The sequence below is a fragment of the Citrobacter tructae genome (genome assembly GCF_004684345.1).
In the GTDB taxonomy this organism is placed as follows: domain Bacteria; phylum Pseudomonadota; class Gammaproteobacteria; order Enterobacterales; family Enterobacteriaceae; genus Citrobacter; species Citrobacter tructae.
The window spans coordinates 3,563,306-3,580,760 of record NZ_CP038469.1 but is presented as its reverse complement, the minus strand read 5'-3'; the positions used below and the strand labels follow the sequence as shown (position 1 = coordinate 3,580,760).

General features: G+C 53.5%; 16 protein-coding genes. 9 read left to right on the top strand and 7 right to left on the bottom strand.

The window, feature by feature from the left end; translation table 11 throughout:
* Nucleotides 1-16 precede the first annotated feature (16 nt).
* From yiaK to araD, 8 genes are all read left to right on the top strand, one after another.
* Nucleotides 17-1,015, top strand: a complete 999-nt coding sequence (gene yiaK, locus E4Z61_RS17825; protein WP_135323910.1) for a 3-dehydro-L-gulonate 2-dehydrogenase — start codon at nt 17-19, stop codon at nt 1,013-1,015.
* An 11-nt stretch (nt 1,016-1,026) separates the two neighbouring features.
* The gene (locus tag E4Z61_RS17820; RefSeq protein ID WP_135323909.1) at nt 1,027-1,491 is read left to right on the top strand and encodes a YhcH/YjgK/YiaL family protein; all 465 of its coding nucleotides are present in this window, start codon (nt 1,027-1,029) and stop codon (nt 1,489-1,491) included.
* A 13-nt stretch (nt 1,492-1,504) separates the two neighbouring features.
* Entirely contained in the window at nt 1,505-2,437 is a 933-nt protein-coding gene (locus E4Z61_RS17815) for a DUF4862 family protein (protein ID WP_135323908.1), read from the top strand.
* 30 nt (nt 2,438-2,467) lie between these two features.
* Complete coding sequence (locus E4Z61_RS17810) at nt 2,468-3,793, top strand: MFS transporter (RefSeq protein ID WP_135323907.1); 1,326 nt, start codon at nt 2,468-2,470, stop codon at nt 3,791-3,793.
* A 97-nt stretch (nt 3,794-3,890) separates the two neighbouring features.
* The gene (locus tag E4Z61_RS17805) at nt 3,891-5,396 is read left to right on the top strand and encodes an FGGY-family carbohydrate kinase (protein WP_135323906.1); all 1,506 of its coding nucleotides are present in this window, start codon (nt 3,891-3,893) and stop codon (nt 5,394-5,396) included.
* A complete protein-coding gene (gene ulaD / locus E4Z61_RS17800; protein ID WP_135323905.1) occupies nt 5,393-6,055 on the top strand; it encodes a 3-keto-L-gulonate-6-phosphate decarboxylase UlaD in 663 nt (220 codons plus the stop codon). Before E4Z61_RS17805 ends, ulaD begins: the two co-directional genes overlap by 4 nt.
* Nucleotides 6,048-6,908, top strand: coding sequence for an L-ribulose-5-phosphate 3-epimerase (locus E4Z61_RS17795; RefSeq protein ID WP_135323904.1), 861 nt, complete (start codon nt 6,048-6,050; stop codon nt 6,906-6,908). The genes ulaD and E4Z61_RS17795 overlap by 8 nt, the downstream gene beginning before the upstream one ends.
* The gene (gene araD / locus E4Z61_RS17790; protein WP_135323903.1) at nt 6,902-7,600 is read left to right on the top strand and encodes an L-ribulose-5-phosphate 4-epimerase; all 699 of its coding nucleotides are present in this window, start codon (nt 6,902-6,904) and stop codon (nt 7,598-7,600) included. The genes E4Z61_RS17795 and araD overlap by 7 nt, the downstream gene beginning before the upstream one ends.
* A gap of 113 nt (nt 7,601-7,713) precedes the next feature.
* Here araD and E4Z61_RS17785 read toward each other — a convergent pair whose 3' ends face one another.
* Nucleotides 7,714-8,454: a MipA/OmpV family protein gene (locus tag E4Z61_RS17785; protein ID WP_135323902.1), complete on the bottom strand. Its 741-nt coding sequence runs from the start codon at nt 8,452-8,454 to the stop codon at nt 7,714-7,716.
* Between the two features lie 121 nt (nt 8,455-8,575).
* Between E4Z61_RS17785 and E4Z61_RS17780 the strand changes: the two genes are divergently transcribed.
* Nucleotides 8,576-9,529, top strand: coding sequence for a LysR family transcriptional regulator (locus tag E4Z61_RS17780; protein WP_135323901.1), 954 nt, complete (start codon nt 8,576-8,578; stop codon nt 9,527-9,529).
* 15 nt (nt 9,530-9,544) lie between these two features.
* Here the strand turns inward: E4Z61_RS17780 and E4Z61_RS17775 are convergent, their stop codons facing one another.
* From E4Z61_RS17775 to selA, 6 genes are all read right to left on the bottom strand, one after another.
* A complete protein-coding gene (locus E4Z61_RS17775; protein ID WP_135323900.1) occupies nt 9,545-10,681 on the bottom strand; it encodes an HlyD family secretion protein in 1,137 nt (378 codons plus the stop codon).
* A gap of 5 nt (nt 10,682-10,686) precedes the next feature.
* Nucleotides 10,687-11,010: a DUF3302 domain-containing protein gene (locus E4Z61_RS17770; protein WP_117342532.1), complete on the bottom strand. Its 324-nt coding sequence runs from the start codon at nt 11,008-11,010 to the stop codon at nt 10,687-10,689.
* A gap of 193 nt (nt 11,011-11,203) precedes the next feature.
* Nucleotides 11,204-12,742 carry an aldehyde dehydrogenase AldB gene (gene aldB, locus E4Z61_RS17765; RefSeq protein WP_135323899.1) on the bottom strand — a complete coding sequence of 513 codons (1,539 nt, stop codon included), beginning with the start codon at nt 12,740-12,742 and terminating at the stop codon, nt 11,204-11,206.
* A 92-nt stretch (nt 12,743-12,834) separates the two neighbouring features.
* Entirely contained in the window at nt 12,835-13,986 is a 1,152-nt protein-coding gene (yiaY, locus tag E4Z61_RS17760; protein ID WP_135323898.1) for an L-threonine dehydrogenase, read from the bottom strand.
* A gap of 188 nt (nt 13,987-14,174) precedes the next feature.
* Nucleotides 14,175-16,019, bottom strand: coding sequence for a selenocysteine-specific translation elongation factor (gene selB, locus E4Z61_RS17755; protein ID WP_135323897.1), 1,845 nt, complete (start codon nt 16,017-16,019; stop codon nt 14,175-14,177).
* Nucleotides 16,016-17,407 carry an L-seryl-tRNA(Sec) selenium transferase gene (gene selA / locus E4Z61_RS17750; protein WP_135323896.1) on the bottom strand — a complete coding sequence of 464 codons (1,392 nt, stop codon included), beginning with the start codon at nt 17,405-17,407 and terminating at the stop codon, nt 16,016-16,018. The genes selB and selA overlap by 4 nt, the downstream gene beginning before the upstream one ends.
* Between the last annotated feature and the right edge of the window lie 48 nt (nt 17,408-17,455).

Genomic DNA, 17,455 nt, shown 5'->3' with positions numbered 1-17,455 from the left:
AATTAAGGAAACAGGAATGAAAGTCACTTTTGAGCAGTTGAAAGAAGCGTTCAATCGGGTACTGCTGGCGCGCGGTCTTGCCGTTGAAACCGCAGATGCCTGTGCTGAAATGTTTGCACGCACCACCGAATCCGGAGTCTATTCGCATGGCGTGAACCGTTTTCCTCGCTTCATTCAGCAGTTGGACAACGGCGACATCATTCCTGAGGCCAAACCGCAGCGCATTACCAGCCTCGGAGCAATTGAGCAGTGGGATGCCCAACGCTCAATCGGCAACTTGACCGCGAAAAAGATGATGGACAGAGCCATCGAACTGGCCTCCGATCACGGCATTGGCCTGGTGGCGCTGCGTAATGCAAATCACTGGATGCGCGGCGGTAGCTATGGCTGGCAGGCCGCAGAGAAAGGTTACATCGGCATCTGCTGGACCAACTCCATCGCCGTGATGCCTGCATGGGGTTCTAAAGAGTGCTGTATCGGCACTAACCCGCTGATTGTTGCCATCCCATCAACGCCGATCACCATGGTGGATATGTCGATGTCGATGTTCTCCTACGGCATGCTGGAAGTTAACCGTCTGGCGGGTCGTGAACTACCGGTGGACGGCGGGTTCGACGATGAAGGTAATCTCACCAGAGAACCTGGCGTTATCGAGAAAAATCGCCGTATTTTGCCAATGGGCTACTGGAAGGGCTCAGGCCTGTCGATTGTGCTGGATATGATTGCCACCCTACTTTCTGATGGCTCCTCAGTTGCGGAAGTCACCCAGGATAACAGCGATGAATACGGCGTTTCGCAGATTTTCATTGCCATTGAGGTCGACAAACTGATCGACGGCGCCACTCGCGATGCCAAATTACAGCGGATTATGGACTTCATCACCACCGCTGAACGCGCGGATGAGGAGACGCCAGTCCGCCTGCCAGGTCACGAGTTTACAAAGCTGCTGGAAGAAAATCGCCGCAACGGTATCACCGTTGATGACAGCGTATGGGCCAAAATTCAGGCGCTGTAAGGAGCAATACTATGATCTTTGGACATATCGCTCAGCCTAATCCGTGTCGTTTGCCCGCAGCCATTGAAAGGGCGCTCGACTTTCTGCGCAGCACAGACTTCAGCACGCTGGAACCGGGCGTGGTGGAGATCGACGGAAAAAATATCTTCGCACAGGTTATCGATTTAACCACCCGTGACGCTGCCGAAAACCGCCCGGAAGTTCATCGTCGCTATCTGGATATTCAGTTTCTGGCCTCGGGCGAAGAGAAAATTGGTATCGCGATTGATACCGGCCATAACGAAATTAGCGAATCTTTATTAGAACAGCGCGATATTATTTTTTATCACGACAGTGAACATGAATCATTCTTTGAAATGATTCCCGGAAGCTACGCCATATTTTTCCCGCAGGATGTTCACCGCCCAGGATGTCATAAAACTGTCGCCACACCGATCCGCAAAATAGTCGTGAAGGTCGCTATTTCAGTTTTATAAAAAGGAGCACAACATGAGCGTTAATAATGCCGGTTATATTATCGGTGCGTACCCCTGTGCACCCTCATTTCACCAAAAGAGTGAAGAGGAAGAGAAGGAATTCTGGCGACAACTCGCGGATACCCCGAACATTCGCGGTCTGGAGCAGCCCTGCCTCGAGCATCTTCACCCGTTAGGTGACGAATGGTTATTGCGCCATACTCCGGGCGACTGGCAAATTGTGGTCACCGCCATTATGGAAACCATGCGCCGCCGTGGCGGAAACAGCGGTTTTGGGTTGGCCTCCAGCGACGAAGAACAGCGCAAATCCTGCGTGGTGTACTACCGCCATCTTCAGCAGAAAATCAACAGCATCAATGCCGTCAACGCCGGGAAAGTGATCGCGCTCGAGCTACATGCCGCCCCGCTGGCAGGTAATCCGAACGTCACTCAGGCCACCGATGCGTTTGCCCGTTCGCTTAAAGAGATAGCCAACTGGGACTGGTCTTGCGATCTGGTACTGGAACATTGCGACGCCATGACCGGTACCGCGCCGCGCAAAGGATTTCTGCCATTAGACAACGTGCTGGAAGTGATTGCCGACTACGACATCAGCGTGTGCATCAACTGGGCGCGTTCGGCCATTGAAGGACAAAATACCGCCCTACCGCTGACCCACACACAGCAGGCTAAACAGGCCGGAAAGCTCGGTGCGCTGATGTTTTCCGGCACCACGCTCACCGGCGAGTACGGCGAGTGGCAGGACCTGCATGCACCGTTTTCCCCGTTCTGCCCACAAAGCCTGATGACCACAGATCATGTCCGCGAGTTATTCGCCTGTGCCGGAAGTGAACCCTTGCAATTTGCAGGCATTAAATTGCTGGAAATAAACGCCAATGCAGATGTGAATCATCGCGTAGCAATATTACGCGACGGGATCGCTGCATTAAATAAATCAAAATTATAAAAATAAAAACTACTCTACGAGAACATTAATATGAACATGACCTCTCGCTCTACACAAAACGATATACCACGCCAGCGTTGGTTGAGAATTATTCCTCCAATTCTGATCGCCTGCATTATTTCTTATATGGACCGCGTCAATATCGCTTTTGCGATGCCCGGCGGCATGGATGCTGAGTTAGGTATTTCCGCCACCATGGCGGGACTGGCTGGCGGTATTTTCTTTATCGGCTATCTGTTTTTACAAGTTCCCGGCGGCAAAATTGCCGTTCACGGCAGCGGTAAGAAATTTATCGGCTGGTCGCTGGTCGCCTGGGCGGTTATTTCCGTCCTCACAGGGCTAATCACCAATCAGTACCAGTTGCTGGTTCTGCGCTTCTTGCTCGGTGTAGCCGAAGGCGGCATGCTGCCGGTGGTGCTGACGATGATCAGTAACTGGTTCCCCGATGCCGAACGCGGTCGTGCTAACGCGATTGTGATCATGTTTGTGCCGATTGCCGGGATTATCACCGCCCCGCTCTCCGGTTGGATAATCACCGTTCTCGACTGGCGCTGGCTGTTCATTATTGAAGGTCTGCTCTCTGTGGCTGTGCTGGTGCTGTGGGCCTATACCGTCTATGACCGTCCGCAGGAAGCGCGCTGGATTTCTGACGCCGAGAAAAATTATCTGGTCGAAACGCTGGCCGCCGAGCAAAAGGCCATTGCCGGTACCGAAGTCAAAAATGCCTCTCTCGGCGCGGTGCTTTCCGATAAAACCATGTGGCAGCTTATCGCGCTGAACTTCTTTTATCAGACCGGGATTTACGGCTACACCCTGTGGCTACCGACCATCCTCAAAGAACTAACCCATAGCACTATGGGGCAGGTCGGCATGCTCGCCATTCTGCCCTACGTCGGGGCCATTGCCGGGATGTTCCTGTTCTCCACCCTCTCTGACCGTACCGGCAAACGTAAAGTGTTTGTTTGCCTGCCGCTAATTGGCTTCGCACTGTGCATGTTCCTCTCCGTGGTGCTGAAAAATAACGTCTGGCTGGCCTACTCCGCGCTAGTTGGCTGCGGGTTCTTCCTGCAATCGGCAGCGGGCGTGTTCTGGACCATTCCGGCGCGTCTGTTCAGCGCTGAAATGGCGGGCGGGGCACGCGGCGTGATCAACGCACTGGGTAACCTCGGCGGCTTCTGCGGCCCTTACGCGGTTGGCGTGCTTATCACTCTGTACAGCAAAGATGCGGGCGTGTATTGCCTGGCTATCTCACTGGCGCTGGCCGCGCTGATGGCGCTGCTGTTACCCGCAAAATGCGATGCCGGTGCCGGGGCTGCCCCGCAAAAAACCCTGAACCCACATAAACGCACCGCATAAAACGATGCCCGGTGGCGCTGAGCTTACCGGGCTTACAAGCTGCAACCGTTGTAGGCCGGATAAGCGAGCGCCGTCCGGCAAAGCTGAGACATCAAAGATGAGTGAAAAAGAGACCTTCTGGCTGGGTATCGATTGTGGCGGTACGTATCTGAAAGCCGGTTTATATGACGTCAAAGGTCATGAACATGGAATTCACCGGCAATCATTGCAGACAGTGTCGCCACTGCCGGGTTACGCCGAACGTGACATGCCGCAACTCTGGCAGCACTGCGCAGCCACCATCGCTGGATTACTACAATGTACAGGCGTATCCGGCGAGCAAATCAAAGGCGTCGGTATTTCCGCACAGGGCAAAGGGCTGTTTCTTCTCGATAAGCAAGATAAGCCGCTGGGCAACGCCATCCTCTCTTCTGACCGCCGGGCGATGGATATCGTCCAGCGCTGGCAACAGGACGGGATCCCCGAACAACTCTATCCGATTACCCGCCAGACGTTGTGGACCGGGCACCCCGCGTCTCTGCTGCGCTGGGTAAAAGAGCATGACCCCCAACGCTACGCGCAAATTGGCTGCGTGATGATGGGGCATGATTTTTTGCGCTGGTGCTTAACCGGCGTCAAAGGCTGCGAAGAGAGCAACATCTCAGAATCCAACCTCTACAACATGAGTACGGGCCAGTACGACGCACGCTTGACCCAGTGGCTGGGCATCAGCGAAATCGATAATGCGCTGCCCCCCGTCATCGGCTCAGCAGAAATTTGCGGGGAAATCACCGCTCAGGCAGCCGCCATAACCGGTCTGGCTGCGGGTACGCCCGTCGTCGGCGGTCTGTTTGATGTGGTTTCCACCGCACTCTGTACCGGTATTGAAGATGAACACACCCTCAACGCGGTAATGGGGACCTGGGCGGTCACCAGCGGGATCGCTCACGGCCTGCGCGACCACGAGGCACATCCCTATGTCTATGGTCGCTATGTGAACGACGGGCAATACATCGTTCACGAAGCCAGCCCGACCTCTTCCGGCAATCTGGAATGGTTTACCGCCCAATGGGGCGAACTCTCTTTTGCTGAGATCAATCAGGCCGTTGCCAGTTTGCCGAAAGCGGCCAGCGATCTGTTCTTTCTGCCCTTTTTATACGGCAGCAACGCCGGACTGGAAATGACCAGCGGCTTTTACGGTATGCAGGCGCTGCACACCCGCGCGCACCTGTTGCAGGCGGTTTATGAAGGCGTGGTGTTCAGCCACATGACCCATCTCAATCGCATGCGCGAACGCTTTACTGAAGTACATACCCTGCGCGTCACCGGCGGCCCGGCGCATTCCGACATCTGGATGCAAATGCTGGCAGACGTCAGCGGTTTACGTATCGAATTGCCGCAGGTGGAAGAGACCGGCTGCTTTGGCGCGGCGCTCGCCGCCCGCGTCGGCACCAGTGTTTACCCCAACTTTAGCGACGCCCAGCGCAGCTTACAGCACCCGATACGCACGCTGCAGCCGGACATGACCGCACATGCGCATTACCAGCGTAAATACCGTCAATACCAGGATTTGATTACCGCACTACAGGGCTATCACGCCCGCATTAAGGAGCACGCATTATGAGCCGACCATTACTGCAACTGGCGCTCGATCACACCAGCCTTCAGGCAGCACAACGTGATGTCGCCCTGCTACAAGATCATGTCGATATCGTTGAAGCTGGGACCATCCTCTGTTTAACCGAAGGCCTGAGCGCGGTCAAAGCCCTGCGCGCCCAATGCCCGGATAAACTTATCGTCGCCGACTGGAAGGTGGCCGATGCCGGAGAAACCCTCGCACAGCAAGCTTTTGGGGCTGGTGCCAACTGGATGACCATTATCTGTGCCGCACCGCTCGCTACGGTGGAAAAGGGCCACGCCGTTGCACTCGCCTGCGGTGGTGAGATTCAGATGGAGCTGTTCGGTAACTGGACGCTGAACGATGCCCGCGACTGGTATCGCGTCGGGGTTCGCCAGGCGATTTACCATCGCGGGCGCGACGCACAGGCCAGCGGTCAACAGTGGGGCGAAGCGGATCTGGCGCGCATGAAAGCGTTGTCCGACATCGGCCTTGAGCTATCAATTACCGGCGGCATTACGCCCGCCGATCTGCCGCTGTTCCGCGACATTAACGTTAAAGCCTTTATTGCCGGGCGCGCGCTGGCAGGCGCACAACATCCGGCGCAGATCGCTGGCGAATTTCATGCGCAAATCGACGCCATCTGGGGAACACAGCATGCGTAATCATCCGTTAGGTATCTATGAGAAAGCGCTGGCGAAAGATCTCAGTTGGCCGGAACGGCTGGTGCTGGCGAAAAGCTGCGGTTTTGATTTCGTCGAAATGTCGGTGGATGAAACCGATGAGCGCCTGTCACGCCTCGACTGGAGCGCAACACAGCGCGCATCGTTAGTCAGCGCGATGCTGGAAACCGGCGTGGCGATCCCGTCAATGTGCCTGTCAGCCCACCGACGTTTTCCCTTTGGTAGCCGCGATGAATCCGTCCGAGAGCGGGCGCGCGACATCATGAGCAAAGCCATTCGCCTGGCGCGCGATTTAGGCATTCGAACCATTCAACTCGCGGGTTACGATGTCTATTACGAAGAACATGACGCAGGCACGCAGCAGCGCTTTGCCGAAGGACTGGCATGGGCAGTGGAGCAGGCCGCCGCCGCGCAGGTCATGCTGGCGGTAGAAATCATGGACACCGCGTTTATGAACTCGATCAGCAAGTGGAAAAAGTGGGATGAAATGCTGTCATCGCCGTGGTTCACCGTCTACCCGGATGTCGGCAACCTCAGCGCCTGGGGTAACGACGTCACCGCCGAATTGACGCTGGGCATCGACCGTATTGCCGCTATTCACCTGAAAGACACACTGCCGGTGACCGAAACGCACCCGGGCCAGTTTCGCGATGTACCGTTTGGCGAAGGCTGTGTGGACTTTGTTAGCATTTTCAAAACGCTGCATGAACTGAACTATCGCGGATCGTTTCTGATTGAAATGTGGACCGAAAAAGCCAGTGAGCCGGTACTGGAAATTATCCAGGCGCGACGCTGGATAGAAGCGCGGATGCAGGAAGGAGGATTCACATGTTAGAACAACTGAAAGCCGAGGTGCTGGCGGCAAATCTGGCGCTCCCGGCACATGGTTTAGTGACCTTTACCTGGGGCAACGTCAGCGCGGTCGATGAAACGCGCACGCTGATGGTGATCAAGCCTTCTGGCGTTGAATATGACGTAATGACCGCCGACGACATGGTGGTGGTGGATATCGCCAGCGGCAAGGTGGTGGAAGGCAGTAAAAAGCCCTCGTCTGACACGCCAACCCATCTGGCGCTGTATCGTCGGTATCCACAGATCGGCGGGATCGTGCATACCCATTCTCGCCACGCCACGATCTGGTCGCAGGCGGGTCTCGATCTCCCCGCCTGGGGCACCACGCATGCCGATTACTTCTATGGCGCGATCCCTTGCACCCGACGAATGACTGTCGGAGAAATTAACGGTGAGTATGAGTATCAAACCGGTGAGGTGATTATTAGCACCTTTGAAGAACGTAACCTGAACCCAATGCAGATCCCGGCGATATTAGTCCATTCGCACGGCCCGTTCGCTTGGGGTAAAGATGCCGCCGACGCCGTACACAACGCCGTGGTGCTCGAAGAGTGTGCCTACATGGGGTTGTTCTCACGCCAGCTTGCACCACAGTTGCCGGATATGCAGCCCGAACTGCTCGACAAACATTACCTGCGCAAACACGGCGCGAATGCTTATTACGGGCAAAACTGACACCACACAGCAATCATATGGCTGTAGTGCTATGACGGATGGCGACAGTTAGCGCCATCCGTCAACGTATCACGAAAAAATCGCCCTCTTCCATGAGGACAAACGGGTGAGAATCAGAAACGCCAGCTCACCCCTGACAGGAAGGTGAAGCTGTCATCGCGATCAACCATTGGGCTATTCTTTATATCATCCGGCAGCACGGTATAGTTGGCACTGGCCAGCAATGTCAGGTTAGCGGTTAACGCATATTTAGCGGACAGGCCAACATACGGCGTCCAGCTATCGCCAGGGGAATAGCTTGATAACCCACTGCGGCGAGATTCATTGCCAGAAACGCCGTAGTAGTATTCGTTGAATTTTTCATCATAGTAGAGCACACCAATGGATGGCGTCAGCGTCAGCTTGCCCATCGGCATTGGACGGAACAGCGAAACTTCGCCTGCCCAGCCACTGCTGTTGTCCATCACATCTGCTGCGGCTGAGACTTTCACGCTGCCCCATTTCTCATGGTGATACCATGCGGCACCCGCCATCGCGGTCGCATCACGCTTGTCGAGTTGCTTCATTGCATGATCGTCGTTATCACCTGGATCAAACTCAAGCGGCATCCACGAGGCAGTAATACTAAATTCATTACTTTCACTCTTCGACAGAATATAACCTAACGTTGTTTGCCTAAAATAAAATGATTCACCTTCATAACTGATAAGCGGCACTGCATGGACATTTTCATTGTATCCACGATAAGGAGATTCGTTATATACTGCCCCACCGCCAAGAGAAAATTCTGCGGCTGATGCACTCGCCATAAAAGAAAAAGCAATTAGCGCCACAATATTGCGTTTAATTAACATGCCAACTTTCCATTTTAAAATAAGCTACAAAGCAGACGCATAATAATGCTTACAATTTCATCAGTGCAAGATTCATATTTATATAGTAATATATAAAATCATATATATATTGGGTTCAGCAATGAATAAATTACAACTCAAACACCGGGAGCTGAAGATTATTTCGGTCATTGCTGCCAGTGAAAATATCAGCCATGCCGCCACCGTTCTCGGCATCGCGCAGGCCAACGTCAGCAAGTATCTTGCTGATTTTGAATCAAAAGTTGGTCTAAAGGTATTTGACAGAACCACCCGACAACTGACCCTTACGCCCTTTGGCACCGCGTTGCTTCCCTACATCAATGACATGCTGGACAGAAACGAGCAGTTGAACAATTTCATTGCTGATTATAAGCATGAAAAACGTGGTCGGGTAACAGTATATGCGCCTACGGGGATTATTGCTTACTTATCGCAGCATGTTATTGCAAAAATACAGAATATCGGTGGCATTACTCTTTCTCTAAAAACATATAATCTGGAGCGTAAAGCATTTTATGAGGGTGTCGAATTCCCTGATGATTGTGATGTTTTAATTTCCTACGCACATCCCAAAGATGAATCACTGGTCGCTAGTTTCATTACTAAATATGCGGTAACTGCTTTTGCCAGCCAGGAGTATCTCGATAAACATCCTATCAGTGGTCCTGAAGAACTGGAGCAGCATTCCTGTATTTTAATTGATTCCATGATGATTGATGACGCCAATATTTGGCGATTCAATTCGGCCGGTGGCAAAGAGATGCATGATTATCGGGTGACGGGAAATTATGTCTGCGACAATACACAGTCAGCGCTAGCACTGGCACGTAATCATCTGGGCATTGTTTTTGCGCCCAATAAAAGTGTTCAACGCGATCTTGAAACCGGGGCGCTGGTTCCATGCTTCTCTGAACAGCATGAGTGGTGGCTGGACCTGGTGGCGATTTTCCGCAAGCGCGAATACCAGCCCTGGCGAGTTCAGTTTATTCTTGATGAAATGTTGACTGAGATACGTGAACAGATTACTCAGGGGCTGCAACAGCCACCTGAGTAAGAAAATAGAGCGCTCTTAGTGGTCGAGATACAGGTAATGTACCCAACTGGTCATACGTAACAAGACCTTACGCATCACTGACACATGGGAGAAATGGTCAGAATAGACCGCGACCTGGGCGTAAATACCATCAGGCAAAGCGTTCACATCCGCATTCTCATTCAGTTCAATTGTGGCGATCACCCCTTCCGAACCCGGTGTAGAGTTTAAGGATTGCAGCGCGCCATTCGACTGATACGTACCGCCCGGAACGGCCGGGCTAATGGCCGCCAGCTTACCGCTAAAAACTTTCCCCGGCAGCGCGTTAAATACCACTTCAGCTTCATCGCCAGGTTCCAGTCGCAGCAGCGAGTTCTGACGGAACTGGGCAATAATCTGCCGTTTTTGGTCAGGAATAAACACCATTACCGGGCGCATAGGCAGTGCGGCGGCGTAGGTGCCCGGTCGAATCAGCACCTGGGTAATGTAGCCATCGCTGGGCGCACGAACCACGGTTTGATCAAGGTTAAATTCTGCTTCAGCCAGTTGCGCTTTCAGGCTGGCAATTTGTGAATTTTCACCCATCACCAAACTATCTAACTGGCTTTGAATTTGCTGCTGCTCGGCAATGGAAGATTTCACCGACGCTTCCTGCGCCAGATAGTTTTGTCGTGCTGCATCGATATCGCGTTCAGAAAAAGGGTTCACCTTCGCCTGGCTACCCTGCGCATAACGCTGATAATCTTTAGCCAGCTTGTCACGCGTGGCCTTTGCCTGTTGCGTGTTCGCTTTCATTTCATCTAACTGCGCAGCCAGCGCCTGCTCTTTATGCTGCGCCGTGACAACATCGGCTTTCAGACGATCAACCCTCGCCTGATAACGCCCCGGATTAAGCTTGAACAGGACCTCACCTTTTTTGATCAGCGTGTTCTTCTTATCTGTGACTTCCGCCACCACCCCAGTCACCTGTGGCACAACAGGAATAGAAATGACCGCCTTTTGCGCCTTAAAGGTATACGGATGGTTATAGTTCATCAGTAATATAAGCCCGCAAACAATAAAAATACCACCCAATGCAGCGGTAGGTACTGTCCATTTATTGACAGGAATTTTAAAAATTTTAAATACCGACCATGCACAAGCCACATAGGTCAAAACAATCAGTAAATCCATCGATATTACTCCGCCGGGGAGGTCTTAACCTCGGCCAGTTTCTTTTCCAGATCGGCTACCCGCTCCTGAAGTTGGATCAGGGAAGAATCAGCGCTCTGCATGCCCCAGCCGCGTTCCGGGCGGTAAAGCGTTGCCCAAATCCATAAAAAGGGCCAAATAACATGCAACGTAAACAGGCTCACCCACCCCGCAACATGTATTGCATCGGCATGAGGATGGTTACGTTTTTTTGCAATGAGATAGGGAATATCATGCAGAATAATAACCCCATAAAAAATGACCAGGAATACAAAAATAAGCACTCCTAATGCAAAATAATCAAGAAACATATTTGCCTCAGAGATTAAAAATATAGAATTTGTATGCTATTAGTTTTAAATAATAGATTTGAGAATAATAGTGGAATGACCAGGCTGGATGCAATTATCTTATTTATATAACGATATATGGGTTTATATATACCCGTAGAAATACGGAAGGCCCGGCTCGCTTTGCGATACCGGGCAATAATATGACGTGAGATTAAAACAGTCCCAGCGGTTTATCAGAGTAGCTCACCAGCAGGCACTTGGTCTGCTGGTAGTGATCCAGCATCATCTTATGCGTCTCTCGCCCAATGCCCGACTGCTTATAGCCGCCGAACGCCGCATGTGCCGGATAGGCATGGTAACAGTTGGTCCATACACGCCCCGCCTGAATACCGCGCCCCATCTTGTACGCCAGATTACCATTACGGCTCCAGACGCCGGCACCAAGCCCGTATTGGGTATCGTTAGCGATTTCCAGCGCTTCCGCCATGGTTTTAAAAGTCGTGACCGCCAGCACCGGGCCGAAGATCTCTTCCTGGAAGACACGCATGTTGTTCTTGCCGTACAGAATGGTCGGTTCGAGGTAGTAGCCCTCTTTCAACTCCCCATCCAACAGCTTACGTCGCCCGCCGGTAAGGACATCCGCCCCTTCTTTCTTACCAATATCGATATAGTTCAGAATAGTTTCCAACTGGCCATGAGATACCTGCGCGCCCATCTGCGTTATGCTATCAAGTGGGTTACCGCTGCGGATACTCTCCACGCGGCGAATGGCTCGCTCCATAAAACGTTCGTAAATTGATTCCTGCACCAGCGCACGGCTTGGGCAGGTACAAACTTCGCCCTGGTTGAAGGCGAACAGCGCAAAACCTTCCAGCGCCTTATCAAAGAACGCGTCTTCTTCATCCATAACGTCGGCAAAGAAGATATTGGGCGACTTGCCGCCGAGCTCCAGAGTGACAGGAATAATATTCTGCGTGGCGTACTGCATAATCTGCTGGCCAACTTCCGTCGATCCGGTAAACGCCACTTTCGCAATGCGTTTTGACGTTGCCAGATACTCGCCGATTTCCCCACCCGCACCGTTGACCACGTTCACTACACCCGGTGGGAGCAAATCACCGATGACTTCCATCAGCAGCAGGACCGACAGCGGCGTCAGGCGAGCAGGCTTCAGCACCACGCAGTTGCCTGCCGCCAGTGCTGGCGCCATTTTCCAGCTCGCCATCAGCAGCGGGAAGTTCCACGGGATAATTTGCCCAACCACGCCGAGCGGTTCATGGAAGTGATATGCCACCGTATCGCTATCGACTTCGCTGATCCCCCCTTCCTGGGCGCGAATACAGGAAGCGAAATAGCGGAAATGGTCAATGGCTAGCGGCACATCCGCCGCGCTGGTTTCGCGGATCGGCTTACCGTTATCCCAGGTTTCTGCCGTGGCCAGCAGCTCCAGGTTTTGTTCCATTCGATCGGCAATCTTAAACAGGATCGCCGCACGATCCTGTATGGAGGTATGCGCCCATTTATCTTTCACTTTGTGCGCGGCATCCAGTGCCAGATCGATATCTTTTTTGCCGGAAGAGGCCACTTCGCACAGTAATTGCCCGGTGACCGGCGTCAGGTTCTGGTAATACTCACCGTCCACAGGTGCAACCCAGTCGCCGCCGATAAAGTTATCGTAACGGGCTTTTAATTTCAGGGGATAACCATACTCGCCGGGATAAATACGCGTTGAAGGGGGGTTATTGGTCATGACCGTCTCCTTGCTGTAGGGGTACTACAAAGGTAGACGGGGCTGGCGAATTATTCGCCAGCCTTTTACTGCTTTACGACAGATATCACGAATTACATCGCTGCACGATAGATCGCCATGATTTCCTCATGGGTCGCCTGAATTGGGTTGGTAAAACCACAGGCATCTTTCAGGGCGTTGGTAGCCAGAACGGCAAAATCCTCTTCCTTCACATTCAGGTCACGCAGGCCAGCCGGGATTGCCACTTTCTTAGCCAGTTCACGAATCGCCTCGATGCAGCTATCAGCGCCTTGCGCTTCACTCATACCCGCTACATTTACACCCATTGCCGCCGCACAGTCACGCAGACGAGCAGCGGCTACCTTACTGTTGAACACCTGTACATGCGGCAGCAGTACGGCGTTGCACACACCATGTGGCAGGTTGTAGAAGCCCCCCAACTGGTGCGCCATTGCGTGAACGTAACCCAGAGAAGCGTTGTTAAATGCCATACCGGCGAGGAACTGTGCGTAGGCCATTGCTTCGCGCGCCTGCGCGTTGCTGCCGTCTTCAACAGCAATCGTCAGGTTTTCTGCAATCATCGTCATCGCTTTCAGTGCGCACGCATCGGTAATCGGCGTTGCTGCGGTAGAGACATAAGCTTCAATGGCGTGGGTCAGCGCATCCATACCAGTGGCTGCCGTCAGAGACTTCGGCATACCGACCATCAGCGAGGAGTCATTCACCGATAACAGAGGGGTCACGTGTTTATCAACAATCGCCATTTTAATGTGGCGCGCTTCATCAGTGATGATGCAGAAACGGGTCATCTCAGATGCCGTACCCGCCGTGGTGTTGATGGCAATCATTGGCAACTGCGGTTTTGCAGAGCGGTCAACGCCTTCGTAGTCACGAATATCACCACCGTTAGCCGCCACCAGCGCAATGCCTTTCGCACAGTCGTGCGGAGAGCCACCGCCCAGAGAAATAACGCTATCGCACTGGTGTTCTTGCAGAAGTTTCAGGCCAGCTGCAACGTTGCTGGTTGTCGGATTTGGATGCGTACCATCATAAATTACGCTGAAAATATCACGTTCCTGTAAGGCTGCTTGAATATCACCCGCCATACCCAATTTGGTCAGCATGGCATCCGTCACGATTAACGTGCGACGAAACCCATATTCCGCCATTGTATTCATTGCATCTTTTAATGAATCAGCACCAATTACATTCACAGAAGGAATAAAAAATGTTGAAGCAGCCATTGTACGATCCTTATTTACTCTAAAGAGGTAGGAGCATACGTGTGGATTTCCCATCAAAATATGATCGTGATTGTTATTTTAATAACATTCGGAATAAAAAAAGCACATTAGGTTTAGAATCTAATGTGCTTATTTAAATCAACCGCTATTTTGTATTAATTCATTTTTATCATAAATTAATTGTTTCATTACTTTTCGGGAAACAGTAAAGCATCGCGTAATAAATGATCATTTCCCCGACGACGGGTAAAACCGATACGGTCAAAATATTCTAAAATTTGGATCGCGAGTTTACGTCCTACATTAAGCCTGTCGCGAAAATCGGCGGCGCAGGTTGATCCCCTCTCCTGATCCAGTTCGCGGATCATACTAGCGAAGGCCACTATGCGATCGTTACGGTAATAGCGATCTTTGACGATCGCGGTAATGATGCCCTGCTGCGCTGCCTGTCGTAGCGCCAGGCGCATTGCCTGCTCATCCGTCCCTGTTTCTTTCGCCAGGTCCCGCACCCACCACGGTTCATCGCCAAAGAGAGGCTCAACTTTTTGCCAGATGGCCTGCTGCTCATCGCTAAAACCGGCCTTATGGTCCGGCAAATGCAGCCAGCCATGGTGGCTATGGATAGCCCCGCTGTCGCGCATCTTTTCAATCAGCAGCAGAACCAGCGCTTCATCTTCCATCGGCAATGCCATGCGGCGCAGACGCTCGCGCCCCGGTCCCGGCTCATCGCGATGCTGCTCGTGGTATGTCGCCAGTGTATCCAGGATTTTACGCTGCCAGCGGGCGGCAACAGAGGCATTCAACAAACTGTATCCGGCTTGAATAAAGCCATGCTGCTCAATTAACGGGCGTATACCGTCGCCGTTTAGCTGGCGCGCCCATGCGAAGTCGGGAATATTCACCGCGCCACGCGTCAGATGGACTGCCAATGCTTCACCGTCGTTTTGCGCGCTTTCCAGTGCAGCCAGCCACTGCAGGTACTCCGGTTTGCGCTTTCCACGACGCGGCGGGTTCAGCGTCACCACGCGCGCACCAGCCAGCGTCGTGCGGGCAGAAATATCACGCAGCACCAGCTTGTCGTTATCGGCCAACCACAGCGGCGTATCAAACACCAGTTCCGCTAGCGTCCCTTCAAGCAGTGAAATGCGCCCGGTCACGTGGCTGGCCGCGTGATGAATGTGCAGTGGTTGCCACTGTGTAAGCGTGGCTGCGTGCTCTAAAGAGACAATGACGCGGGTGAAGGCATCCGGCGGTGCATCGGACAGCAGCCAGTCACCGCGAGTGAGCTGTTCTTTTTCAGCATCACCGGCAATATTCAGGGCAATACGCTGCCCGGCATGGGCGTGCTCGGTGGCCTGATTTTGTGCATGCAGGCTACGCACACGCATCGGTTTATTCACGCCGGTCAACCACAGCGTGTCGCCAACATTCACCTCACCGCTGAGCGCTGTACCGGTAACCACCAGGCCCGCCCCCTTTACGGTAAAGGCGCGGTCAATTGCCAGGCGGAAAGTGTGATCGCGGGCCAGCTCGCGTGCAGGTAGTTGCAGCAGATGTTCACGTAGTGCGTCAATCCCCAGCCCTTCACTGGCGGCGGTCACGAAGAGTACTGCCCCGGCAAAACCATAGTTCGCCAGCGTTGACTGCACCTCCGCACGTACTTCGTTAATACGCGTATCATCCACACGATCGGCTTTGGTCAGTGCCACAGTGAGCTGTGGATTACCCGTCAGTTGCAGGATCTGCAAATGCTCCCGCGTTTGTGCCATCACGCCGTCATCACAGGCCACGACCAGCAGCGCGTGATCGATCCCCCCCACGCCCGCCAACATATTGGACAGAAACTTTTCATGCCCGGGAACGTCGATAAAACCCAGCACACGACCATCCGGTTGCGGCCAGTAGGCATAACCCAGATCGATGGTCATGCCGCGCTTTTTTTCTTCCGGCAGACGATCGGCATTCACACCGGTAATCGCCTGTAATAACGTCGTTTTTCCGTGGTCAACGTGTCCGGCGGTTGCAATAATCATTTCAGCATCATCTCCATAAACCGGGTCTCGTCTTCAAGACAGCGCAGATCCAGCCATAAGCGGCCATCATAAATTCGCCCAATGACCGGCACCGGTAGCGTGCGCCAGCTGGCTGCCAGGGCCTCAAGGCGACTGCCGCGCCCGTCATGCGGGGTAAAGGTTAATGCCGCGCTGGGCAGCCTTTCAACCGGCAGCGAGCCGCTGCCAATCTGCGACAGGCAAGGCGTCACATTCAGTGCGAACTCATCGCCGTAACGATGTTCGAGCTGTGCCTGTAATCGTTGTGCCTGCTCGCGGATCGCCTCTTCCGTGCGAGTCAGCAGGCGCAGCGTCGGTAGCTTTTCCGCCAGCGCTTCGGGGTGTAAATAGAGCCTTAGCGTCGCTTCCAGTGCCGCCAGAGTCATTTTATCGGCCCGCAACGCACGTTTCAGCGGATGGCGCTGCAACCGGGCAATCATCTCTTTCTTACCGACGATAATCCCGGCCTGCGGCCCCCCAAGCAGCTTGTCACCAGAGAAGCTGACCATGCTCACGCCAGCGGCAATCAACTGCTGCGGCATCGGCTCCTTCGGCAAACCGTACAGGCTGAGATCCACCAGCGAGCCGCTGCCCAGATCCGCTACCACCGGAATACCCAGTTCTTGACCAATGACCGCCAGCTCTGCCTCATCCACCGTTTTGGTAAAGCCTTCAATACTGTAATTGCTGGTATGGACCTTCATCAGCAGCGCGGTGTTTTCAGTGACCGCCTGACGGTAATCGCTGGCGTGGGTCCGGTTGGTCGTGCCAACTTCGCGCAACACACACCCAGCCTGGGCCATAACATCCGGAATACGAAACGCACCGCCAATTTCCACCAGCTCACCGCGTGACACCACTACCTCTTTGCCATTTGCCGTTGCAGCCAGCATCAGCAACACCGCTGCGGCGTTGTTATTGACGATACAGGCATCCTCGGCCCCGGTGATACGGCATAGCAGATCCGCCAGAGCACGATCGCGATGCCCGCGGCCGGCACCGTCGAGGTCGTATTCCAGTGTCACTGGCGAATGCATTACCTGCATAACCGCCTCAATCGCCTCAACCGCCTGCAGCGCACGGCCAAGATTGGTATGCAGTACCGTGCCCGTAAGGTTGATAACCGGACGCAGCGCGCTTTGCGACTCACGTTCCAGCCGGGCGCTGGCTTCTTGTGCCCAGTCGTTACTCCACGCCGGGAGCGCTTGCGCATCACGAATCGTTTCCCTGGCTTCGTCGAGCATTAGGCGAAGCAGATCCACCACCCGGGTATGGCCGTGAGACTCACGTAAGACAAGAAAGGCGCTGTCGCGCAATAAACGATCGATCGCAGGAAGCTGGCTGTAGAGTGAACGCATGTCGGTTGTCATGAAAGGGCCTGGCTGTTGGTGGCCCTCTCCGCCGGGGAGAGGGATATC